This window comes from Pedobacter sp. AC464 (assembly GCF_979253075.1).
The window spans coordinates 2,024,201-2,047,303 of record NZ_CEEDBV010000002.1 but is presented as its reverse complement, the minus strand read 5'-3'; the positions used below and the strand labels follow the sequence as shown (position 1 = coordinate 2,047,303).

Genomic DNA, 23,103 nt, shown 5'->3' with positions numbered 1-23,103 from the left:
CTTTTAAGAACTTGTTCGGCACAGTACCTCGCGGCGGCCTTTTATATATCGTTAAGCTTTTAATCTGCTGAAGTCTTATTAGTCTTCCGTTTCTTAAACGCTCATTTCAATCTTTTTTTTCCCTTTCCAGCATCCGCCGTTCCGGTTTGTTTTCCCTTCGTTATCGTTGGGAGTGCAAAGGTAAGAATCTTTTTTTAACTTCCAAATAAAATATTTTTTATTTTTTCAGCCCTCTCAAATCCCTTAACCCAGCTTTTCATTCTTTCCCGTTCATTCCGAACAGGGTTGCAAAGGTAATCACTTTTTCCTCACCCGCAAGAAATATTTTAAAATAATTTCAAGCCCTTTTCTATATCCTTTCAACCTTTTCCCTTCCTCCGAAGCGGGTTGCAAAAGTAGAAAAAAAATTGATGCAGACGAAACGATACGATGTTTTTTTATTGATAAATATGTAAGTGTGTGATTTACACTAAGAAAAAATGTAAACTGACTTTATACGCCGAGACCTCCACGAGAGTTTATAGCATGATTTAGATTTGAAGGGCTGGCTGATGCCGTTTAATAGTTAACGTAAAAGAGGTTAATTAAACCGGACCCCTATGAAAAACCCGCAAGCTGAGGAACGAAGCGAGGATTTGAAATGGAGGGCGGGATTGACAATAATAGCAGCACAGACCCTGCTTTTCTAAAAATTAATATTGCCCGGTACTCAACAGCACCAGCGTGCAGGCTTCGATAGGTTCAATTCCATTTGCATCTAACAGTTTTTCTAAGTCGTAATTTTCTGTACCAGGGTTGAAGATAACGCGTTTAGGTTTAGTTGCTAAAATATAATCGTGATACTGTGCTTGTAAAGCCGGCCCAATATATAGTGTTATCGTATCTATATCGTTGTGAATTTTTTCTGGTTGCTCTATTACTACGCCAGCAACCTCGCCACGTTTAATACCTACATTAACGATTTGGTGATTAAAACGGGTTAACATGTGAGCCGCTTTGTACGCGTATCTCGAGGAATCGGGCGATGCACCGATAATGAGTGTCTTTTTCATAAACTAAAATTTTGAAAGAAGTGCTATTTGTCCGGAGTGATAGGCATGATGCTGAATTAAACCATTTACCAATTCTGCCCTGGTAACGCCGCTACCTAATGGCAAATTGCGTTCATCATTGGTTTTCTCGTCCCATTGGTTGGAATCTATGTTTTCGCAAACCCTGATCAGTTCTTCGTTGGCGACTTTAAAATTAAAAATAATTTTCTCCCAACCTTGAGCGGTTTGGTCATGAACCGGAGGCCAATCGCCCATTGCAGGCTCCACGGCAAGGTTTCCATTTAATCTTGAAGATACCTCTTCTGTCCAACTGGTTAGGTGTAATGCAATTTCGGCTATAGAATGCGCATTTGGTATGAAATGCTGAAAGGCATTTTCTGGCATTACATTGTTTAATGTTTGCATTACGTGGTTACCATGCCACGCATCGCCGTTAAAAGCTTTTTTAATTTCGCTGGGTAGATTAAGCATAAGTGAACAACAATCGCTGTAAAATTATGTTTTTCTATTTTGCTAAAAGGATTGCATTGGCACAATTGATTCCATCGATTGCGGCTGATACAATTCCACCTGCGTAGCCAGCACCCTCTGCACATGGATAAAAGCCTTTAAGTTGTGGGTGCTGATAGGTTTCCTTATCTCTGGGAATGCGCACCGGAGATGAGGTTCTGCTCTCGACGCCAACCAAAATTGCCTCATTTGTATAATAGCCTTTAATTTTTTTTCCAAACAACGGTAATGCTGCTTTTAAGCTGCTGGAGACAAAATCTGGTAAAACGTTATCTAACATAACACTTTTTGTGCCGGGCAAGTATGAGTTTTTCGGCAAATCGATTGAAAGTTTATTGTTTACAAAATCCACCATCCTTTGAGCAGGGGCCACCAAATTTCCGCCGCCAGCTTCGAAGGCCAGTTTTTCAATCGCGGATTGAAAGTTCAACATTCTTAAGGGGTCATAACCCTGAACATCATCTAACGTAACCTGAACAACGGTGCCCGAGTTGGCGAACGGATTATTTCTTTTTGATGGCGACCAACCATTTACTACGATTTCATTTTCGCCGGTTGCACAGGGAGCGATAATGCCGCCGGGGCACATACAAAAAGAAAACACGCCACGACTACCAACCTGTTCTACCAGGCTGTAGTAGGCTGGAGGTAAAAACGCTGAGCGAATATCGCAATGGTACTGAGCGGAATCTACTATTTCCTGAGGATGTTCTATCCTTACACCCAAAGCAAAAGGTTTCGCTTCAATTAAAAGGTTTTTCTTGTGTAGTAATTCGTAAACGTCTCTTGCAGAATGGCCGGTAGCAAGAATGATATTATTGGCGTGTAGTTTATCTTCGAAGTTAATTTCTATACCTTTTACTTGACCAAACTCAATTAAAATATCTGTCATCTGGCAATCGAACATCACCTCACCGCCGGCATTTAAGATTGTATCTTTAATTGAAGTAATGATGTGTGGCAGCTTATTAGTGCCAATGTGCGGGCGGGCATCAACAGCAATATCAGGTTCTGCTCCGTGATTTACGAAAACCTGCAGAACTTTGTTAATATCGCCGCGTTTGTTGGAGCGGGTGTACAATTTTCCGTCTGAATAGGTGCCTGCCCCGCCCTCTCCGTAGCAGTAGTTAGATTCTGTATTAACCAGGCCTTGTTTATTTATGGCCGCTAAATCGCGTCGACGTTGTTTTACGTCTTTTCCGCGTTCGATAATAATAGGCTTCAGACCGTTTTCGATACATTGCAAAGCAGCGAACAAACCTGCCGGCCCTGCTCCAATTATTAGGACAGGTTGCGCATTACTGACATTTTGATAGTTTACAGTATAAACCTGAGGTATTGGTTCTTCATCGATAAAGACTTTAATCTGCAATCGGAAAATAACTTTTCTGGAGCGGGCATCAATGGAGCGTTTTGCAATTTCATAACCCTTAATTCGCTTTAAAGGAATGTTTAACGCATCAGCTAATTTTTGATTGATGACTTCAGCCTGCTCAACATGATTAGGAAGAAGCGTAATTTCGATATCTTTTTGCATACAACTTGTCAGGTTTTTATCCTGAATTGTAACAAAGGTACAGATTTTGTAATCTTATTAGTAAATTGACCATAATTCAATTTGACAAATTAGACAAAAACCATAAAAATGAAAAGATTAGTATTTGGAATTTTAGCTGCTGTAATTGCAGTTAGCACTTTAAGCTCATGCGGTTACAATAGCATGGTTAAACTTGATGAAAATGTAAAATCGAAATGGGGAACTGTTCAAACCCAGTACCAGAGACGGGCAGATTTAATTCCGAATTTAGTTAGTACGGTAAAAGGTGCAGCAAAATTTGAACAAGGAACATTAACTGCCGTTGTTGAAGCACGTGCCAAAGCAACACAAATGACGGTAAAGGCTGATGAGTTAACGCCAGAGAACATTCAAAAATATCAGGCTGCGCAAGGTCAGCTGAGCCAGGCGTTGGGAAAATTACTATCTATTACTGAAGCATATCCTGAATTAAGAGCGACACAACAGTTTAGTGATTTATCTGCCCAGTTGGAAAGTACCGAAAATAGAATTACGGTTGCCCGTAAAGACTTCAATGATGCTGTGCAGGAATACAATGGTAAAATCCGTTCGTTTCCAACAAACTTAACTGCAGGAATGTTCGGCTTTAAGCCTAAAGGCTATTTTGAAGCCGATGCTGCTGCCAAAAATGCACCTAAAGTAGAATTTTAGTTCGCCAAATAATAACATTTGAGGGTAATGGGTGTTTGTTCAGAAACATTTATTACCCTTTTTCATTAATTTAAAATAGAAAGATGTCATTATTCTCAGATATTGAACAAGATAAAATTGCCAAAGCTATCGCCGATGCAGAGCAGGCAACCTCTGGCGAAATTAGAATTGCCATTGATAAACATTGTGACGGTAATGCGTTTGAAAGAGCAACTGAATATTTCGCGAAACTTGACATGGATAAAACTGCACAACGGAACGGCGTATTAATTTATCTTGCCCACGCAGATCATAAGTTTGCAATCATTGGCGATTCAGGAATAAACAGAGTTGTACCAGATAATTTTTGGGAAACCACACAAATTGCCATGACAGCGCATTTTGCTAAGGGGAACCTTGCAGATGGAATTATTGCCGGAGTTGCCCTGGCTGGCGAAAAGCTAGCGCTATATTTCCCTTATCAAACGGGAGATATAAATGAGTTACCAAATGATATTATTTACATGGATGATAAAGAAACCAACTAAGACGATGAAAAAATTACTTCTTTTATCGTTCTTCAGTTTAATTTTTGCTTTTGCCTTTGCCCAGGATTTCCCGGCAAAGCCGACAACATTGGTTAACGATTATTCGAATGTTTTGTCTGCGAGCCAAAAGCAGGCATTGGAACAGAAATTAGTCGCCTTTGATGATTCTTCATCAACACAGATAGCAATTGCCATATTAAAATCTGTCGGCGATTACGACATTAACGAATATGCGGTTGAGCTGGGCAGAAAGTGGGGCGTTGGCCAAAGCGGAAAAAATAATGGAATTATGATTGTTGTTGCCGTTGGCGACAGGAAAATATCAATTCAAACAGGCTATGGCGTTGAAGGTGCTTTGCCAGATATATATGCGAAAAGAATTATAGACAATGATATCAAGCCAAACTTTAAAGCCGGCGACTATTATGCCGGTTTGGATGCGGGTACGACATCAATTATAAAGTATACCAAAGGCGAATATAAAAATGATAATCCCAGGGCTTCGGCCAAGAAGGGAGGCTCTGCGAGTGTGGTTGTGATCATTATCATCATAATTATAGTAATCATAATTATGAGAAAAGGTGGCGGTGGAGGCAATGGCGAAGTTATCGGCAGTCGCGGTGCTTCGAATGCGCTGTTTTGGGCCATGTTGTTTGGCGGAAGCGGACGTGGAGGCAGCGGAGGCGGAGGCTGGGGCGGCGGTGGATCTTCCGGTGGTGGCGGATTTGGTGGGTTCGGAGGCGGAAGTTTTGGCGGCGGTGGCTCTAGCGGCAGTTGGTAAACCACGAAAATAAGGATTGATTATTCAGCCTTTTTTACAGGTTACTTAATTATCACCTTGTTTTGAAGTTCGTTGATGCTGAGTTTACTTTTTACCGCCCGGCTTAAAAGCTGGTCAACTTTATAGAATAAAAATGTATAGAAGAGATTTAATAACGGCCGAGATTCAAAAGCTTGCCCAGGTTTTGGCCAAAATAATGGGTTTAAAACTGGAGGGGAATTTGGACGAGGCCCAACAAGTTTTCGAGGAAACCATGGAGGCAGGTTTTAATCTGCCGATTGACATCCTGGAAAGCACCGACCAAACCATGTTTGAAGCTTGGCTGAAGGGTATTGATTTTCCTGCTGAAAAGCTCGATTCTTTGAGTGAATTTCTATATTACGAGTTAGGCGTAAGCGATGAGCGAAACAAATTAATTGCGCCAAAACTGAACCTGATCTACCAAACGCTTGCCGATAAACATAAGGTTGTCCATTTGGTAAACATGCATCGTCAGAATCTAATTAAACAGTATTTTTAACGAACGCTTATTTAAGTGTTAACCTATTTGAAATGATTATAGAGAAGTGGCAAAAACTCGCCTCAAAATATTTGGTAAGAGAGAAATGGGCAACATTACGCGTGGATGAAGTTAAGCTTCCTGATGGCGTGGTTAAAAACGACTACTATGTTTTGGAATATCCAAACTGGGTTAATGCCATCGCCTTAACAGCGCAAGGAAAAATTTTGATGGTTCGCCAATACCGGCATGCAGCCGATATTGTTTCACTTGAAGTTCCGGGTGGCGTAATGGATGGCGATGAAGCACCAGAATACGCAATTAAACGTGAACTATTGGAAGAAACCGGTTATAGTTTTAAAACATGCAAACTTGTTGCCGAGCTATATCCAAACCCTGCAACCGCGAACAATATAACATTTACTTACCTTTTAACTGGTGGCGAAAAAACACACGAACAGAATCTGGATGAGCACGAAATTCTCAATGTTGAAGAATATACTGTTGATGAGGTTAAGCAGCTTATAAAAGAGAACAAAATTGCACAGGCACTGCACGTGGCAGCTTTATGCTATGGATTGGCAGAACTGGAAAACCTATAAAATAAAAACCCTTTTGCAAAAAAAGCCTCAGAATTATCTGAGGCTTTCTTTTTGTATGGCTTTTGTACGATGATTAGTTTTACCTAATGTCTTAGCTCATTTTTAATTTTTTCTGAATATCGTGCACGTAAGCTTTAAACTTTTTGTCGGTATCAATTAAATCCTCAACGGTTTGGCAAGCATATATAACAGTACTATGGTCTCGGCCGCCAAAGAAGGCACCAATTGTTTTCAAAGATGATTTTGTATGACTTTTAGATAAATACATCGAGATTTGACGGGCCTGGACAATCTCACGCTTCCGGGTCTGAGATTTAACCATATCAACCGGAACTTCAAAATATTCACAAACAAGTTTCTGAATGTATTCCATAGAAATTTCTTTCGAAGTATTCTTTATGAAATTCTTGAGCATTTGCTTAGCCAGGTTCAAATCGATTTCTTTTTTGTTCAAAGTGGCCTGCGCCAATAAAGAAACCATAGCACCTTCCAGTTCCCGAACGTTATTATCGATGTTGTGGGCAACATATTCTACAACTTCCCCAGGTAATTCAATACCATCGGCATACATCTTCTTCCTTAAAATCGCTATGCGGGTTTCCAAGTCAGGAACCTGCAAGTCGGCAGATAAGCCCCATTTAAAACGGCTCAATAATCGCTCTTCCAGGCCAGCTAAATCTTTCGGTGCTTTGTCTGACGTTAAGATTACCTGCTTACCAGACTGATGAAGATGATTAAAAATGTGGAAGAAAATATCCTGAGTTTTTTCTTTCCCGGCGAAGTTATGTACATCATCCATAATGATCACATCCATTGCCTGGTAGAAATTCACGAAATCGTTGATTGTGTTGTTCTTTAATGAATCTACAAACTGCTGACAGAATTTCTCACAGCTCACATAAATAACCAGTTTATCTGGCATGCTGCGTTTGATTTCATTTCCAATTGCCTGCGCAAGGTGCGTTTTGCCTAAACCAACGCCACCGTAAATCATCAATGGGTTAAATGATGTCCCACCTGGTTTTGCCGCAACTGCATAGCCTGCAGAGCGAGCCAAGCGATTGCAATCTCCCTCAATATAATTATCAAAAGTATAATTGGAATTCAATTGAGGATCGACATTCAATTTTTTTAATCCGGGAATAATGAACGGATTTTTAATGTCTTTGTTTATCGAAACCGGGATAGGCATCGACTGCACTTTTGCTTCTGCCCCATTCCCGTTTGAAGGCATGTTTGTTGTGTAAGGACTGCCGCTGTTAGATGATTTATCTACGACGATGTTATATTCCAACCGGCCATCCTCTCCAAGTTGTTTTTTCACCGTTTTACGGAGTAAGCCTACATAATGTTCTTCAAGCCATTCGTAAAAGAATAAACTTGGTACCTGAATGGTTAAAACCTTACCTTCCAATTTAAGGGCTGTGATAGGCTCGAACCAGGTTTTGAAACTTTGGTTCGGGATGTTATCCTTAATAATTTGAAGACAGTTCTTCCACACTTCTGTACAAGTTTTTTCCATTGCGATTTCTATAATTTATTGGTTTTCAGTGCCGATTCGAATTTACGGGATGGTCCGTTTCGGGACTACGAATATTGATAAAATTATCAACATTTGAAACAAAAATTTCAATTATTTTGTAACGTATTCATAAGCAGTAGGGTACCTCACTTAACCTGAATTTTTAGTGTGGATAACTATTTATTAACATTGGTTTTCCACACAAAAATCGTTTTACCGAGCATTTCAGCCTTTATTTCGAATCTGCAACTAAAAAGCAAATTCCAGGCCACTAATGTACCAGAGGCAGTTTTTTTAAGCGATTGTGAACCATTTTTTAGTTAAACCACTTGTTATTAAAGCCATTACAAAATCATAACTTAAAATTGTGCGCTAATTGATTGTTTTCCGCTCGTTCCCCGATGTCGGAACACCCCAGCAACAGCTCTTAATATTCCCCAAAAGTACCCCTCAGTACATCAGCAATTTCGCCAAGTGTTGCGTACTTTTCTACGGCATCGATAATCAAAGGCATCAGATTGGTTTCTGATTTAGCGGCCTCCATGATAGATTCCAATGCGTGTTTTACCGCAATACTATCTCGCTCCTTTTTTAAAAGATCCAGCTTCTCCGTTTGCAGTTTTCTTATCGAGTCATCAATATTAAAAACCTCGGTTAAACCTTCTTCCTTTTGAGTAAATTTATTAACGCCCACCGAGACCCGGCTACCATCTTCTATTTCAGTTTGATACTGATAGGCCGCGGAAGCAATTTCCTGTTGCATGTAATCGCTTTCAATTGCGTTTACAGAACCGCCCATCGCATCGATCTTATCGATATAAAGCCATGCAGCTGCTTCAACTTCGTTGGTGAGGTTCTCCACGAAAAAAGAGCCTGCTAAGGGATCGACAGTATCTGTAACCCCGCTTTCGAAGCCGATAATCTGTTGTGTTCGCAATGCTATCTTCGCTGCCGCTTCTGTTGGTAGCGATAGTGCCTCATCAAAACCATTCGTATGCAAAGATTGAGTACCACCCAAAACCGCCGCCATTGCCTGGTTGGTTACTCTAATTATGTTGTTTAAAGGCTGCTGTGCGGTTAATGTTGAGCCACCAGTTTGTGTATGGAACCTCAGCATTTGAGCCTTCTCATCCGTTGCGCCTAACTCGCGGGTAATTTTGGCCCACATTCTCCGTGCTGCCCTAAACTTTGCAATCTCTTCGAAAAAATTGTTGTGGCAGTTAAAGAAAAAAGACAGGCGCTTGGCAAACACATTTATGTCTAAACCTTTATTTATTGCTGCTTTGAGATAAGTTTTACCGTTTGCCAAAGTAAAGGCTAATTCCTGTACTGCCGTAGAACCCGCCTCGCGGATGTGGTATCCGGAAATAGAAATGGTGTTCCACTTCGGAATTTCTTTGCTGCAAAATTCAAAAATGTCGGTAATTAGCCGCATAGATTGTTTTGGAGGATAAATGTAGGTTCCCCTGGCGGCGTATTCCTTTAAGATGTCGTTCTGTATTGTGCCCGAAATTTGTTTCAAATCTGCACCCTGCTTTTTTGCCAGTGCAATGTACATGGCCAGCAAAATTGATGCGGTTGCATTAATCGTCATCGAAGTTGTGATGTTTTTCAATTCAATCCCATCAAAAAGAATTTCTATGTCTTTTAAAGAATCAATTGCGACACCAACTTTGCCGACCTCTCCGTCAGCCATTTCATGATCCGAATCGTAGCCTATTTGTGTTGGTAAATCAAAGGCGACAGATAAGCCCGTTGTGCCTTGCCCTAATAAATAATGGTAGCGTTTGTTTGATTCTTCTGCGGTAGAAAAACCGGCATACTGCCTCATGGTCCATAACCGGCCGCGGTACATATCTTTTTGAATGCCCCTGGTAAAGGGAAATTCCCCGGGCTTTTCTTCCATTGGCTGCGCCGAGGTATAAAGCTCTTTAATCTCTATGCCCGATGTTGTTATATGTTTTTTATCGCTCATATTTATTTGGTTAGTTGGCATTAAAGCCAGTTTATTGATGATAAAAGACTAAGAAATTTACGCAATTAACCACGTCGTTGCATCAGAACAATTTTTGAATGTCCTTTTTAATCAACTCAATCGTTAAGTCGTAAGGATTCTCATCAATACTGGCCATATGCTGCAGAATCGCTTTACTCAGTTCAATTCCGTTGGCGTCTGCCGGTATATTTTGTACCGCGTTATTAATCATCGCAATCGAATCCTCTTTTAATTTGCGTACAACATTCCAGGTTTCACTATTTACGTAAAGTTGCTGTGTAATGTTGTGCTGATATTCTGAACGCACTTCGTTTAATATCCCGGCCTGCAGCGTGGCAATCGCGATGCCTTGCTGATGCAGACGCACCAAAAGATTCGCAGGGTTAATTCTATCAACAAAAATTATTAGTCGCTCATGTGCCTGCAGCCTCAAGGGCAAGATATGTGCCCTGCTTTCTTTATTCAGCTCGATTGTTTTTAGGTTAAAGAAACGTTGGATATCATTTTTCAAAACGTAATAAATTGCGATTAGCGCTAAAAAAACGCCTGCTCCCAATACCAAAACATCTGCGATTATTTGCTGTACATTCATATATATTGTTTATCTACGGTAATTTTAAAACCAGAGAAAAGCAAAAATGTGCATTATTATTTATATTTGTAACAGATAAAATTTAAATAACATGAGCACAACAGTTGATACAGCATTTGCACCAGTAACTTTTTCAGAAGGCGCAGCAAAAGAGTTATATAAATTAAAAGATCAACAAGAAATTGGTGATGACTATGGTTTGCGTGTTGGTGTAGAAGGTGGTGGTTGCGCGGGGATGAATTATATTTTGGGTTTCGACCAGAGAAAAGATGGCGATCAGGAGTTTTTCATTGATGGAATTAAGGTTTTCATGAACAAGGCCCATCAAATGTATTTAATGGGCATGATGATAGACTGGCAAGACGGTTTGAACTCCCGAGGTTTTACTTTTGTTAACCCAAATGCGACGAGCACCTGCGGTTGCGGCACCAGTTTTTCGGCCTAAAGAAAATAATATTGTAACATATTGTACAGTCCCTTTGTCTAAACATCGGGACTTTTTTTATTTTTAGGGATCTTCTAAGAAAAAACCATCGCAATTACGCTATATAACTAAATGAATTACAGAGAAAATATCAGGCTGGCATTACAATCTATTAAAAGCAATCGCTTGCGCACAATGCTAACGGCATTAATTATTGCCATTGGTTTGAGTGCTTTAGTCGGTATTTTAACAACACTCGATGCTGTAAAAACAAGCATGACTGAGGCTTTTAGCAGCATGGGCGCTAATTCATTTACAATTCGTAACCGCGGCACGGGCATTAGAATAGGTGGCCAGGGCAAACGCCCAAAACCCTTCAAGGCTATCAGATATGAAGATGCTGTTAAATTCAAAGACAGTTTAAATACACCCGCAACGGTTGCAGTGAGCGTTTTTGCCAGTGGTGGTTCTACCATAAAAAACGGAAGTTTAAAAACCAATCCTAATATAAACGTTCAGGGCATCGACGAAAACGGACTTGCCTCACAAGGCCTGAGCTTATCTGAAGGTCGGAATTTTAGTAAGTCGGAAGTTGAAATGGGCAGCAATGTTTGTATTGTTGGTAGTGAAGTTGTGGATAAACTTTTCAAAAATCAGGACCCGATCGATAAACTCATCAACGTGGGGAATAATCGATTCAAAATTGTGGGTATTCTGGTATCGAAAGGTTCGAGTATGGGTTTTAGTGGCGACAGAGCTGTTTACGTGCCATTGCTAAAAGCAAAACAAATCAATGCTAATGCCAATCCATCTTATACCATAACGGTAATGGTGCCAACGAATGACATGCAGGAAAATATTATTGGTGAATCAACGGCGTTATTCAGAAACATTAGAAAAGTTAAAATCAGCGAACCTAACAACTTCGAAATTACCAAAAGTGATGCTGTTGCGCAAACGCTTTTCGAAAACCTTGCTTTCGTTGCCATTGGTGGCGTGGCAATTGGGATTATTACACTAATCGGGGCATCTATCGGCTTGATGAACATTATGTTGGTTTCAGTTACCGAAAGAACACGCGAAATTGGAATCAGAAAAGCAATTGGTGCAAATCCTAAAGTTATTCGCCGGCAGTTCCTAATCGAAGCGGTTGTAATCTGCTTAATGGGCGGTAGTTTGGGGATATTTCTGGGAATTGTAATTGGAAACCTGATATCGCTCGCCATGGGCGGCTCGTTCATTATTCCATGGTTATTTATTTTTGGAGGATTTGTTATTTGCGTAGGCGTAGGTATTCTTTCTGGCTACTATCCTGCTAAAAAAGCTTCGAAATTAGACCCTGTTGAGGCGCTTAGATACGAGTAGCCTTTATTTATTAGCTTAAAGCAAAACATTATTTAACTGGTGGGTAGTTAACAACCTTTGCATAGCAGGGGTATTTAAACTTTCGGCCAATGCTGCCGCATGTTTAAGGTGGTGCATATCGCTGCCAATAAAATCAACCAAATGGTGTTCAACCATCTCGTCGGCCACTTTAGCAGCACCTTTTCCATAATAACCTGTTAGGGCAATAGAATTTAATTGAAGTAAGCAACCTGTTTCCCTTATCTGATGGTAACTTTCTAAAGAACTGTAGTAGTAAGGATACCTTTCTGGGTGTGCGAGCACCGGTTTGTAGCCACAATCCTGTATCAATTTAATAAAATCAAAAAGATTTTGAGGAGGATTTATGTAAGAAAGCTCAAAAAGAAGGTAGTGGCTGCCAAAAGTTAAAACCTCTTTTTGTTTGATTTTTCGTTCAAGGGTTTCATCGAGGTAATATTCTGCCGCAGCTTCGATTTCTAAATCCAATTGAATTTCGAGCAATCCCTTTCTTAAAACATCGAGCGCCCGGTTAATGGTATCAGGCGTATTGCGAAAATAATCGGCCATGATATGCGGTGTTGCAATAAGCTTTCGGTAACCAAGCTGCTTGAATTTCCTGGCTAGCATTAAGGCATCACTAAGCGTCTGTGCCCCGTCGTCTATACCTGGAATGATGTGCGAATGCATATCAGTTCCAATATTTGAAAAGTTAAATTCTGGAGTTGACTTTTTCTTTTTGAATAATCCGAACATAGTAAACTAAACAGTTTTAAACGGCACGTGGCAAATTTGATGCCTCTGCTGCTCCTGCTAATTTAGATGAATAAATTTTAGCAAGCAATTTGTTTGTTTGCTCCGACAAGTCAAACTGCAAATCTTCGTGAAGTTTAGCGAGTTTATTTAGCGTAACCTGAACGGTTTTGAGGTAAAAGGTTGCAAAAAGAAAGCCAAAATCTTTATAGCCAAAAAGTGATCGTTTGTAATCCAGAGGGATTGAAGACAAAATGAAAATTTTTAATTCAACTTCTCCAAAAGCATCTTTGGTTACTTTGTAGAAATGATTTACCGAGGTAATCATTTTCCTTACTTTTGCGAGTGCCTCTTTAACGTTTAGCTTTTTAAGCTCCGCAATTTCTGTTGTAAAATCCGATTTAAGCTGTTCCTTACGATTTTCTAAATCAGTTTCATCTTCCAATAAGCGATAATGAAGGTGTTCTGTTAAAACTTTATCCTTTGCAACTAAGCGCAGCAATAACTTATCTTTCTCTTTAACAGGTAAATCTGTAATGGCGTTTTTTAAGTCTTTATGCTCCGCAAGCTTCATCTAAAACGGATTTGCTTTAATGTATTTTTCCCATTCCCAGGCAGAACGCATCATTTCATTAACGTCTAATTCCGTTTGCCAGCCAAGTAATTCTCTGGATTTTGTTACATCGCCATAAATTTGCTCAATATCACCGTCTCTTCTTGGGCCAATCTGGTAATTTAATTTCTCACCTGTTGAAGTTTCAAAGGCTTTAATGATTTCTAAAACAGAAGAACCTTTTCCTGTGCCAATATTAAAGACTTCGTAATTAGAGGCAGATTCAGCATGTTCCATACGCTTAATGGCAGCAACATGTGCTTTCGCTAAATCTACAACATGTATATAGTCACGAATTGCACTGCCATCCGGTGTATTGTAATTGTCGCCATAAACAGTAATCGGCCCACGCTTACCAATTGCAGATTGCGTAATAAAAGGAACTAAATTAGCCGGCACACCGTTTGGAAGCTCACCAATCAAGGCTGTTTTATGAGCGCCAACCGGGTTGAAATAGCGTAAGGCCACTACATTTAAATCTGGTGTAACTGCAGCTGTTTCCGTTAAGATTTCTTCAGCAATTTGTTTCGTATTTCCATAAGGAGATTCTGCCTGCTTCACTTTTTCTTGCTCCGTAACGGGCAAATTATCGGGCTGACCATAAACGGTACAAGAAGATGAGAATACGAAATTTATCTTTCTATCAAACGCAGTTAAAAGATTGATTAAACTAAAGAAGTTGTTTTTATAATATTTTAAAGGCTTCTGAACGGATTCGCCAACGGCTTTAAAAGCTGCAAAATGAATGATACCGGTGATATCATTATATTTTGCAGCAAAATCGTTTACCTTGGCCGTATCGCACAAATCAAACTGATGAAATTCTGGTTTGATGCCGATAATGGCTTCAATCTGATCTAAAATTTTGATACTTGAGTTGGATAAATCATCAACTATTACAACTTCGTAACCTGCATTGTGTAACTCAACAACGGTGTGCGAACCAATATATCCGGTACCTCCGGTAACTAAAATTTTAGACATTTTTAACGATTGTATTTATGAAAATCTTTGTGTTCTATTTTTGCCAGGGCCTCTTCAGGCAATGATTTAAAGTAGTCGTAGGTAATTTTTAATCCTTCGGCACGTCCAACTTTCGGCTCCCATTTTAACAAAGCCTGTGCTTTGGTAATGTCTGGTCTGCGTTGTTTCGGGTCATCCTGAGGAAGTTCCTTGTAAATTATCTTTTGCGATGTACCCGTTAACTTTATAATTTCTTCGCAGAATTGTTTGATGGTAATTTCATCCGGATTACCAATATTTACCGGCTGAGCATAATCGCTCATCAATAAACGATAAATACCTTCAATTAAGTCATCTACATAACAAAATGAACGGGTTTGGCTACCATCACCGAAAACGGTTAAATCTTCTCCTCTTAATGCCTGACCAATAAATGCAGGTAAAACACGACCATCGTTCAGGCGCATTCTTGGGCCATAAGTATTGAAAATACGAACAATTCTAGTTTCTACACCGTGAAAGGTATGATAAGCCATTGTAATTGCTTCCTGGAAACGTTTCGCTTCATCATATACACCTCTCGGACCAACCGGATTTACATTTCCCCAATATTCTTCAGGTTGTGGATTCACGCTTGGGTCGCCATAAACTTCAGAAGTTGAAGCAATTAACATCCTGGCGCCCTTTGCCCTTGCTAAACCCAATAAATTGTGTGTTCCTAAAGAACCAACTTTTAAAGTCTGGATGGGTATTTTTAAATAATCAATCGGACTTGCAGGAGATGCGAAGTGCAAAATATAATCTAACTGGCCTGGGATATGGACAAACTTCGAAACATCGTGATTATAAAACTCGAAATTTTCGAGGTGAAACAAATGTTCGATATTGGCCAAATCGCCTGTTATCAGGTTATCCATACCAATTACGTGGTAACCTTCTTTTATAAAACGGTCACAAAGGTGAGAGCCCAAAAAGCCCGCTGCGCCGGTAATTAAAATTCTTTTACTGCTCATATTAATCTACCAGTTTACGGCCAATGCTGTTGTAATAATATCCTAAATCTACCATTTTATCGAGGTCGTATAAATTCCGTCCGTCAAAAATAACCTTGTTTTTAAGGGTTGACTCTATTTTATCGAAATCAGGATTTCTGAAAACCGACCATTCTGTTGCAATTAAAAGCGCATCAGCATTTTCTAAGGCATCATATTGGTTATCGCCATATTTTACCTTATCACCAATTACACCTTTAACGTTCGACATTCCTTCCGGATCAAAAACAGTTACGGTTGCACCGTTTTTAACCAAAGCATCAATAATATATAAAGCAGGTGCTTCGCGGATATCGTCTGTTTCAGGCTTGAAAGCCAAACCCCAAAGTGCAAAATGTTTGCCCGCGATGCCGTTCTTGTAATATTTCAAAACTTTATCAACCAGGATTGTTTTCTGGCGCTCATTAACTTCCATTACGGATTTTAAGATTTGAAAATCGTAGGTATTTTCGTCGGCTGCCATTACCAAAGCCTGAACATCTTTCGGAAAACAAGAACCGCCATAACCGATTCCGGGAAATAGAAAACGTTTACCAATACGATCATCCGAGCCTATACCTCTTCTTACCGCATCAACATCAGCCCCTACCAGTTCGCAAAGGTTTGCAACCTCGTTCATAAAGGTAATTTTTGTTGCCAGGAAAGAGTTGGCCGCATATTTTGTTAATTCTGAAGAACGTTCATCCATAAATAAAATCGGATTTCCCTGGCGAACATATGGCCCGTAAAGGTCTGTCATTAACTTTTTCGCTCTTTCGCTTTTTGTTCCTAAAACTACCCGATCAGGTTTCATAAAATCTTCAACAGCAACCCCTTCGCGTAAAAATTCAGGATTTGAAACCACATCAACTTCTATAGCTGTATTTTCTGCGAACACTGCCCTCACTTTATCCGCTGTTCCAACCGGAACGGTAGATTTGTTAACGATGATTTTGTATTCTTTGATAATTTTAGAAATGTCTTTAGCTGCACCTAAAATATAGGATAAATCAGCCGCACCGTCTCCTCCCGGAGGCGTTGGTAGAGCCATGAAGATAATCTGTGCTTCTTCAATTGCTTCTGCAAGGTTGGTCGTAAAATGCAACCTGCCTTGCTCAATATTTCTGTGAAACAGCAAATCCAAACCCGGCTCATAAATGGGAACCTGTCCTTCTTGCATTTTCTTAACTTTGGCTTCATTAATGTCTACGCAGATTACATTATTTCCTGTTTCTGCTAAACATGTTCCGGTTACTAAACCTACGTATCCGGTACCAACTACGGCTATTTTCATATATTTAATAGGGGATTTTAAATATTTTCGTTTTATCTTGGCACGAAGATAATAAAATCCAATCAATGCTTTTACTTTATATATTAGGAATTAAAATTTATGGTGCGATTATCTGGATTTTCTCCTTTTTTAATCAGAAAGCGGCACTTTTTATTTCCGGAAGGAAGCAGATTTTCAATCAGATAGCCCAAAAAATTCAGCCAGGAAATGAAAATGTGTGGTTTCATTTTGCATCGCTTGGCGAATTTGAGCAAGGAAGACCCGTTCTGGAAAAGTTTAGAACATTACACCCTAAAAAGAAAATCGTCATTACATTTTTCTCTCCTTCGGGATACGAAATCAGAAAAAATTACGCATTAGCCGATGGAATTTTTTACTTACCGCTTGACAGCGAAACCAACGCAAAGCGTTTCATCGAACTGGTAAATCCTGAGATGGCCATTTTTACAAAGTATGAGTTTTGGTATTACTATTTCAAACAGCTTGATAAAAAAGGCATTCCACTTTACATCATCTCCGGGATTTTTAGAAAAGACCAGGTTTTTTTTAAAAGCTACGGAGGCTTTTACAGCAACATACTTAAATATGTTACCCATTTCTTTGTACAAAATCAGGAGAGCAGCTTGTTACTTAAATCAATTGGCCTCGAAAACGTAAGCATAAGTGGTGATACGAGATTCGACAGGGTTTTTGAAAATGCCGCAAATGCAGAAGCAATACCAGAAATAGCTTCGTTTTGTGGCGATTCGCCTGTGCTAATTTGTGGCAGCACCTGGCCTGATGACGAAAAACTGCTGGCGACACTGCCTGCAAAATATCCAGACTGGAAATTTATCATTGCCCCTCACGAAATTCATGAAGGGCATCTAACGAGCATTGAAAATGCCTTTGGAAAAACGACGAGATATTCGACATACGAAGCCAACCCCCACATTAATTCCCGGGTTTTAATTATCGATAATATCGGGATGCTTTCCGCTTTGTATCAATATGGAAAGATAGCTTACATTGGTGGTGGCTTCGGTGCCGGAATCCATAACACGCTGGAGGCCGCAGCCTTTGGTTTACCTGTAATTTTTGGCCCGAACTTTAACAAATTCCAGGAAGCGAAAGATTTACTTGCCATTGGCGCAGCCAAAAGCATATCAAATGCGTCCGAATTGACGGACGCTTTCGAATATTTTAAATCTAATGAACAATCCTCGTTTTCAGCAAAGAAATATGTTCAGGATAAAAAAGGCGCAACGGAAGTAATTTTGAAGAATTTAAACTAAATCTACTTCACCATTCCAGCTAAAGCTTCAATAAAAACGGGGCTATCGTTCAAACTCTCCACGAGTTGAACATGTTCGCCACCCAGCGCCCTGAATTCTTCATGATATTCAACCGTAATTTCATAAAGTGTTTCAAGGCAATCGGCAACAAAAGCAGGACTAAAAACTAAAAGTCTTTTCTTACCTTCTGATGCAAGTTTCTTTAAAACATCTGTAGTATAAGGTTGAACCCAAGGCTCTTTACCCAAACGTGACTGAAAGCAAACTGTATAGTTTTCTTTTGAAAGGTTAAGTTCTTTGGCAATTAATCTTGCAGTATCGTGTCCCTGTGCAGAATAGCAAAACTTATTGGTATCATTAAGTGTCTGGCAGCAATCCGAATGCTTTAAGCAGTAGCTGGCAGTATGGTCGCACTTTAGCAGTTGTCGTTCAGGCAAACCGTGGAAACTGAATAAAATATGATCATAAGTTTCGGGCTTATATTTCCTGGCATTTTCGGCGAACACCTTTATCATCAGCTCATTATCATGAAAAGAATTGATAAACGAGATTGGTGGCACCGTAGGCCATTTACTTACCAACTCCATGACCAGCTGCATTACCGAACCTGTACTCGCAGATGCGTATTGTGGAAACATTGGAATTACCTGAATGCTTTCTACCAAACCAGCTTTCAAATTTGCAAGGGCCGACGCTATCGACGGACTTTGATAACGCATTGCAAGTTCTACGTGGTAATCGTCTCCCAGCTTTTCCTGAAGCATTTTTGCCTGTAATTTGCTATAATATAGCAGAGGAGAACCATTTTCACCCCAGATTTCTTTATACAATTTCGCAGTTTTAGGGCTTCGGAAAGGAACTATAATCCCCTTAACCAACAAAGTTCTGTTAAATGCAGGAATGTCGATTACCCGTTCATCCATTAAAAACTGATCTAAATATTTTTTAACGTCAGGTACCGCAGGACTATCGGGTGTTCCTAAATTTACCAGTAAAATTCCCTTTTTGCTCATTTAAATAAAGAATATGTTTGTGGCGCAAATATCGCTTTTTTACCGCCAAGTATTTAGTATAATGTATCAGGATTTAGTAAAAAGCAATTTATTTGGTTTTATACAATTGCCACCAGGGCATAGACGGTTTCTGGTGATGCTCCAAATGGTATCCAAAAAAATAACAGGTTATAAAAGCGATAAAATGGTTTTTGCGGAGGGTTGACGCATAATATTCGTTATCATGTTCGCCTTTATGTGGCAGATAGGTGCCGAAATAAAACAACTGAAAAGTGCTGAGCAACGATGGCAGCACCCAAAAGACCAGTAAGTTTTTTTCGCTGAGCCAAATGTTAAGAACATTGTAAGCAACCGCCATAATAACAAGCTGAATTACGGTTACATAATTCATCATAAAGCTATAGTACCATTTCCAAAAGCCATGAGGTGCAAAATCAGGATCGTGTTCGGTATGCACATGCGAGTGGTGTTTGTGGTGCTTGCTATAAAGTTTATTGTAGAAAAAACCTGCGTACAAAAAGACAGACAGAAAGCCAAAAAAATTATTAAGCCGCTTATTAGGCGAGATAGTTCCATGCATGGCATCATGAGCAGTTATAAATAAACCTGTGTACAAATGCATCTGGACAAAAATCATCATATAAACCAAAGGATTACTCCACTTAAAATCCCAGCTTAGTAGAAAAAAAAGTGATATAAACCAGCAAGTGATTACGATGCAGGCAATAAGAACTCCAGTATAATTTTGGTTTACTTTCAAGTGGCTTTTTCTCATTAACAGTTTTAACAGAAAATTGATTGCCTAAAAAGACTAAAACTGCTCTAAAGCGGTTTTAACTTTCTCCATAAGCCACATTGGTGTTGAGGTTGCGCCGCAAATCCCCACTTTATCATTTTCGTTAAACCAGTTTTTATCCAGTTCTTCTACATTTGAAATGAAGTAAGAATCGTCGTTGTATTTTTTGCAAACATCATAAAGCACCTTTCCGTTGGATGACTTTTTACCTGATACGAAAATGATTTTATTGTATTGGCTTACAAAATTTTCCAACTCCTGGTATCGGTTAGAAACCTGCCTGCAAATGGTATCGTTAGCTTTTACCTCGTAACCCCGCGATAAAAGTTCATCCTTAATATGATAAAATTTATCTACGCTCTTTGTGGTTTGGCTGTATAGGGTAAATTTAGAAGGCAATTCTATATTATCAAGCTCCGCTAAATCCTGGAAAACAATCGCCTTCCCATCCGTTTGACCCTGCAAACCAATAACCTCCGCATGACCATGTTTCCCGAATATCAGGATTTGTTCATCATCATCGTGCGAACTTTTTATCCGGTTCTGCAGCTTTAACACGACCGGGCAAGATGCATCAATTAGTGTTAAATTGTTTTCTAAGGCAAGCTGATAAGTAGAGGGCGCTTCGCCGTGTGCACGAATTAAAACCTTTTCGTTTTTAAGCGTTTTGAGCACATCATGATCAATAATTTTAAGACCACGATTTGTGAGGCGTTCAACTTCTTCATCATTATGAACGATATCACCAAGACAATATAAATAACCCTCGTTATCCAAAATATCCTCTGCCATTTCAATTGCATAGACTACGCCAAAGCAAAAGCCGGATGATTTATCGATAGTGACTTGTAAATTTTGATTCATTGCGTTACAAAATTAAGCAAAATTATGCTATCGAGTTGTCATGTATAAGACAACAAAAAATATAAATTGCGAAAGAAACATTGCTGTGCCGATGTACTTTTGTTGTTTCAGGCCCAATGCGTAATAGAATTTGAGTAAAATTACCGAAACTACAAACCAGGCGATGTAGTTTTGCAACGGAATTTCGTGCCAATCCCAATGCCAGTAATCAAATTTCATGGCAACCGGTTCCAGGAAAAAATCGAAGGTAATTAAGCACAAACCACCAATTAACGATGCAAGGATGCCATTACGGATTTTTAAACTTTTAATCATCTGGCCGGTACTGAAAATTAAGATAACCCAGTTTACCCCCATCAGTAGTGGAACCGTTGCAATTTTAAACCCAAGTGTTGTACCATAGTAGTAGCTACCAAATATTTTGCCTGTTTTAACACCTAAAACCTCTACCAGGAAACCACATAAGAAAACGCCGCAAACAAAGAGCGCCAGCCGTTTAATATCTGCATTGTAAGTGCACACAATAACAGCAAACATTAAAAGTAAGTGAAAAGGAACAAGCTTAATAAAATATGGCTGGGCAACAGGAATTAGAAACCCCAGCAAACCAACGAGATGAAAAATGATGATTACGGCTAATGCCAGCTTTTTAATTTTTAAATCGTTTTTATCGATCTGCCCTTCCATGTTCCCTTTTTTTGTAAATGATTAGAAATTGATTTAACTGAGATAAACAGAAAGAACAGCATTTGTACCGGGTGCAAAACAAGGTTTAACAACACATTTTGCCCTGATAAAAAAGAAATCATCATCCTGCTTAAAACAATTAACGTTAGCGGTAGAACCAGCAGATGTACATCGTAATTTACGAATAACAAAATGGGCCAGCTAACCACCAAAAGCTGGTAAAGTAATAATATTATGATGTTATTACCAAAACCTGCCAGTAAATTTTTACTAAAGCCGTCGATACTCTCAGCCAGGTTTTTGTACATACGACAGTAAATTAAACTGTTAGCCAACAATGCTTCGGTTTTATATTCTGCCTGCTTTACAAGCTTCATTATCTCTACGTCTTCTACCACGCGGTTTTTAACCCGTTTATGCCAATGATTTTTATGATAATTTTCTGCATCGAAGAACATGCACTGCCCGCTCGCAGCGGAAAAAGCTGGGTTTTTAGAAAATCTCACCAAGCGGAGCGGCAGCAAATTCAGCAGTATAAAATGCATCAATGGCACGGTTAACTTTTCTCCGAAGCTTATCATTATCTGATTGGTAAAAATACTCAGCAAGCTTAATCCATTACGTTCTACCCGAAATATTAAACTATTAATCAATCCGCGTTTTATAACCTCATCAGCATCAACAAAAAGCAGAAATTTGCCGGTTGCCATTTCTGAAAGCTGGTGGCATGCGTAGTTTTTACCCAGCCAGCCTTCTGGTAATTCCAATCCTTTAAAGATTTTAAACTGCGTATTTTTTTCTGAAAACTGAGTTACCAGTTCGAAAGTATTGTCGCTGCTGCCATCATCCAACACAATTACCTCATAATTGGTGTAATCCTGCTCTTTTATTGATTGTAATAATTGAAGGATATTTTCAGCTTCGTTTCTGGCAGGAATTAATATGGATACTTTTTCCTGGTAATGCTTAATGGTTCGTGGAAGCTTTGGGTTTGACAGGAAGTTAAAAACGGTGACAGAAAACCTAATAATGAGAAAGATTAATGCTGCGTAGATAAAAATTGTCATTCGGTAATTTGTGTTTGTTTAACAACAGAATTATCGTAATGTTTGTTGTAGGCACTTTTCAATAACTGCACACTAATGTATTCTTCATTTTCCCAGTTCTGCAGATAGGTATATGCAGATGATTTACGCTTCGAAAAAAAATCTATAAAAGTGGCTGCAAAAACAACATTAATTTTCTTCTGACTGGAATTTATCATTTGCATAACCCCTTTTTCAAAGCTTATAGTTTTGAGGTGGTTGGAATACAGTTTACCTTGAGGGAAAACCAAAACCAGGTTCTCCGGATTATCGAGCAAAGTTCCGGCGTAATTTAAGGTTTCCAAAACATCTTTACCCGAATGTTCGGCTGCAAAGGCTCCAAGATATTTTAAAAAGCCAACCTTTTTGTAATTTTCTGCATTAACCAAAACATGAAACTGCTTTTTAAATACTTTTTTATTGATGTAAAATATCAAAAAACCATCCCACCAACTGAAATGGTTGGCCAAAACCAAAACTGACGCATCCTTTTTGAGGGCAACATTTTCGTAATTGAAGGCAGCGAAATCTTTATCAACGATAAATTGAATGTACCAGGAAAAAAATTTATGGATGATGTTATTTTTTCGTGGATAGTACATTCAGGAAAGTTGCGAAAAAATAGGAATAATTGCA

At 39.2% G+C, this 23,103-nt stretch carries 25 protein-coding genes; 8 read left to right on the top strand and 17 right to left on the bottom strand.

Annotated elements, in window-relative coordinates:
• Positions 1-692: 692 nt before the first annotated feature.
• The 3 genes from AC0IWT_RS19940 to AC0IWT_RS19930 are packed head-to-tail and all read right to left on the bottom strand — an operon-like array spanning position 693 to position 3,099.
• Positions 693-1,052 (bottom strand): CoA-binding protein, encoded by a 360-nt coding sequence (locus tag AC0IWT_RS19940; protein ID WP_471798496.1) that lies wholly within the window; start codon positions 1,050-1,052, stop codon positions 693-695.
• Between the two features lie 3 nt (positions 1,053-1,055).
• Positions 1,056-1,523 carry a DinB family protein gene (locus AC0IWT_RS19935; RefSeq protein ID WP_471798495.1) on the bottom strand — a complete coding sequence of 156 codons (468 nt, stop codon included), beginning with the start codon at positions 1,521-1,523 and terminating at the stop codon, positions 1,056-1,058.
• Positions 1,524-1,557: 34 nt separating this feature from the next.
• Positions 1,558-3,099, bottom strand: a complete 1,542-nt coding sequence (locus tag AC0IWT_RS19930; protein ID WP_471798494.1) for an NAD(P)/FAD-dependent oxidoreductase — start codon at positions 3,097-3,099, stop codon at positions 1,558-1,560.
• A 108-nt stretch (positions 3,100-3,207) separates the two neighbouring features.
• On the opposite strand from AC0IWT_RS19930, the gene AC0IWT_RS19925 reads away from it, so the two are divergent.
• From AC0IWT_RS19925 to AC0IWT_RS19905, 5 genes are all read left to right on the top strand, one after another.
• Positions 3,208-3,789, top strand: a complete 582-nt coding sequence (locus AC0IWT_RS19925) for a LemA family protein (protein WP_056088417.1) — start codon at positions 3,208-3,210, stop codon at positions 3,787-3,789.
• Positions 3,790-3,872: 83 nt separating this feature from the next.
• On the top strand, positions 3,873-4,316 hold the full coding sequence (locus AC0IWT_RS19920; RefSeq protein ID WP_056871807.1) for a TPM domain-containing protein: 444 nt from the start codon (positions 3,873-3,875) through the stop codon (positions 4,314-4,316).
• A gap of 4 nt (positions 4,317-4,320) precedes the next feature.
• Positions 4,321-5,097, top strand: coding sequence for a TPM domain-containing protein (locus tag AC0IWT_RS19915; RefSeq protein ID WP_471798493.1), 777 nt, complete (start codon positions 4,321-4,323; stop codon positions 5,095-5,097).
• 133 nt (positions 5,098-5,230) lie between these two features.
• Positions 5,231-5,617: a hypothetical protein gene (locus AC0IWT_RS19910; RefSeq protein ID WP_471798492.1), complete on the top strand. Its 387-nt coding sequence runs from the start codon at positions 5,231-5,233 to the stop codon at positions 5,615-5,617.
• A 32-nt stretch (positions 5,618-5,649) separates the two neighbouring features.
• A complete protein-coding gene (locus AC0IWT_RS19905; protein WP_471798491.1) occupies positions 5,650-6,198 on the top strand; it encodes an NUDIX hydrolase in 549 nt (182 codons plus the stop codon).
• Positions 6,199-6,289: 91 nt separating this feature from the next.
• On the opposite strand, the gene dnaA is transcribed toward AC0IWT_RS19905, so the two are convergent.
• From dnaA to AC0IWT_RS19890, 3 genes are all read right to left on the bottom strand, one after another.
• Positions 6,290-7,720: a chromosomal replication initiator protein DnaA gene (gene dnaA / locus AC0IWT_RS19900; RefSeq protein ID WP_056871810.1), complete on the bottom strand. Its 1,431-nt coding sequence runs from the start codon at positions 7,718-7,720 to the stop codon at positions 6,290-6,292.
• Positions 7,721-8,147: 427 nt separating this feature from the next.
• Positions 8,148-9,695 (bottom strand): acyl-CoA mutase large subunit family protein, encoded by a 1,548-nt coding sequence (locus AC0IWT_RS19895; RefSeq protein WP_471798490.1) that lies wholly within the window; start codon positions 9,693-9,695, stop codon positions 8,148-8,150.
• An 82-nt stretch (positions 9,696-9,777) separates the two neighbouring features.
• Complete coding sequence (locus AC0IWT_RS19890; protein WP_471798489.1) at positions 9,778-10,308, bottom strand: DUF7935 family protein; 531 nt, start codon at positions 10,306-10,308, stop codon at positions 9,778-9,780.
• Positions 10,309-10,399: 91 nt separating this feature from the next.
• On the opposite strand from AC0IWT_RS19890, the gene AC0IWT_RS19885 reads away from it, so the two are divergent.
• Both AC0IWT_RS19885 and AC0IWT_RS19880 read left to right on the top strand, forming a co-directional pair.
• A complete protein-coding gene (locus tag AC0IWT_RS19885; RefSeq protein ID WP_056871813.1) occupies positions 10,400-10,753 on the top strand; it encodes a HesB/IscA family protein in 354 nt (117 codons plus the stop codon).
• A 111-nt stretch (positions 10,754-10,864) separates the two neighbouring features.
• Positions 10,865-12,097 carry an ABC transporter permease gene (locus AC0IWT_RS19880; RefSeq protein WP_056871814.1) on the top strand — a complete coding sequence of 411 codons (1,233 nt, stop codon included), beginning with the start codon at positions 10,865-10,867 and terminating at the stop codon, positions 12,095-12,097.
• Between the two features lie 15 nt (positions 12,098-12,112).
• Here AC0IWT_RS19880 and AC0IWT_RS19875 read toward each other — a convergent pair whose 3' ends face one another.
• From AC0IWT_RS19875 to AC0IWT_RS19855, 5 genes are read right to left on the bottom strand one after another with little or no spacing between them, the layout of a single operon-like run.
• Positions 12,113-12,850 carry a tyrosine-protein phosphatase gene (locus AC0IWT_RS19875; protein ID WP_471798488.1) on the bottom strand — a complete coding sequence of 246 codons (738 nt, stop codon included), beginning with the start codon at positions 12,848-12,850 and terminating at the stop codon, positions 12,113-12,115.
• 16 nt (positions 12,851-12,866) lie between these two features.
• Positions 12,867-13,421: a hypothetical protein gene (locus AC0IWT_RS19870; protein WP_471798487.1), complete on the bottom strand. Its 555-nt coding sequence runs from the start codon at positions 13,419-13,421 to the stop codon at positions 12,867-12,869.
• Positions 13,422-14,444, bottom strand: coding sequence for a UDP-glucose 4-epimerase GalE (gene galE, locus AC0IWT_RS19865; protein WP_056871817.1), 1,023 nt, complete (start codon positions 14,442-14,444; stop codon positions 13,422-13,424). It lies immediately after the preceding gene.
• Positions 14,445-14,446: 2 nt separating this feature from the next.
• On the bottom strand, positions 14,447-15,436 hold the full coding sequence (locus AC0IWT_RS19860) for a UDP-glucuronic acid decarboxylase family protein (protein WP_471798486.1): 990 nt from the start codon (positions 15,434-15,436) through the stop codon (positions 14,447-14,449).
• 1 nt (position 15,437) lies between these two features.
• Positions 15,438-16,748 (bottom strand): UDP-glucose dehydrogenase family protein, encoded by a 1,311-nt coding sequence (locus tag AC0IWT_RS19855; protein ID WP_471798485.1) that lies wholly within the window; start codon positions 16,746-16,748, stop codon positions 15,438-15,440.
• 65 nt (positions 16,749-16,813) lie between these two features.
• Between AC0IWT_RS19855 and AC0IWT_RS19850 the strand changes: the two genes are divergently transcribed.
• Positions 16,814-18,022: a 3-deoxy-D-manno-octulosonic acid transferase gene (locus AC0IWT_RS19850; RefSeq protein ID WP_471798484.1), complete on the top strand. Its 1,209-nt coding sequence runs from the start codon at positions 16,814-16,816 to the stop codon at positions 18,020-18,022.
• Positions 18,023-18,024: 2 nt separating this feature from the next.
• On the opposite strand, the gene hemH is transcribed toward AC0IWT_RS19850, so the two are convergent.
• The 6 genes from hemH to AC0IWT_RS19820 form a co-directional block, all read right to left on the bottom strand.
• A complete protein-coding gene (gene hemH, locus AC0IWT_RS19845; RefSeq protein WP_056871821.1) occupies positions 18,025-19,035 on the bottom strand; it encodes a ferrochelatase in 1,011 nt (336 codons plus the stop codon).
• 88 nt (positions 19,036-19,123) lie between these two features.
• Positions 19,124-19,810 (bottom strand): fatty acid desaturase, encoded by a 687-nt coding sequence (locus AC0IWT_RS19840; protein WP_471798483.1) that lies wholly within the window; start codon positions 19,808-19,810, stop codon positions 19,124-19,126.
• Between the two features lie 36 nt (positions 19,811-19,846).
• Positions 19,847-20,695, bottom strand: coding sequence for a 4-hydroxy-3-methylbut-2-enyl diphosphate reductase (locus AC0IWT_RS19835; protein ID WP_471798482.1), 849 nt, complete (start codon positions 20,693-20,695; stop codon positions 19,847-19,849).
• A gap of 27 nt (positions 20,696-20,722) precedes the next feature.
• The gene (locus AC0IWT_RS19830; RefSeq protein ID WP_471798481.1) at positions 20,723-21,382 is read right to left on the bottom strand and encodes a carotenoid biosynthesis protein; all 660 of its coding nucleotides are present in this window, start codon (positions 21,380-21,382) and stop codon (positions 20,723-20,725) included.
• On the bottom strand, positions 21,352-22,449 hold the full coding sequence (locus tag AC0IWT_RS19825; protein WP_471798480.1) for a glycosyltransferase family 2 protein: 1,098 nt from the start codon (positions 22,447-22,449) through the stop codon (positions 21,352-21,354). Before AC0IWT_RS19825 ends, AC0IWT_RS19830 begins: the two co-directional genes overlap by 31 nt.
• Entirely contained in the window at positions 22,446-23,069 is a 624-nt protein-coding gene (locus AC0IWT_RS19820) for a 1-acyl-sn-glycerol-3-phosphate acyltransferase (RefSeq protein WP_471798479.1), read from the bottom strand. The genes AC0IWT_RS19825 and AC0IWT_RS19820 overlap by 4 nt, the downstream gene beginning before the upstream one ends.
• Positions 23,070-23,103 lie beyond the last annotated feature (34 nt).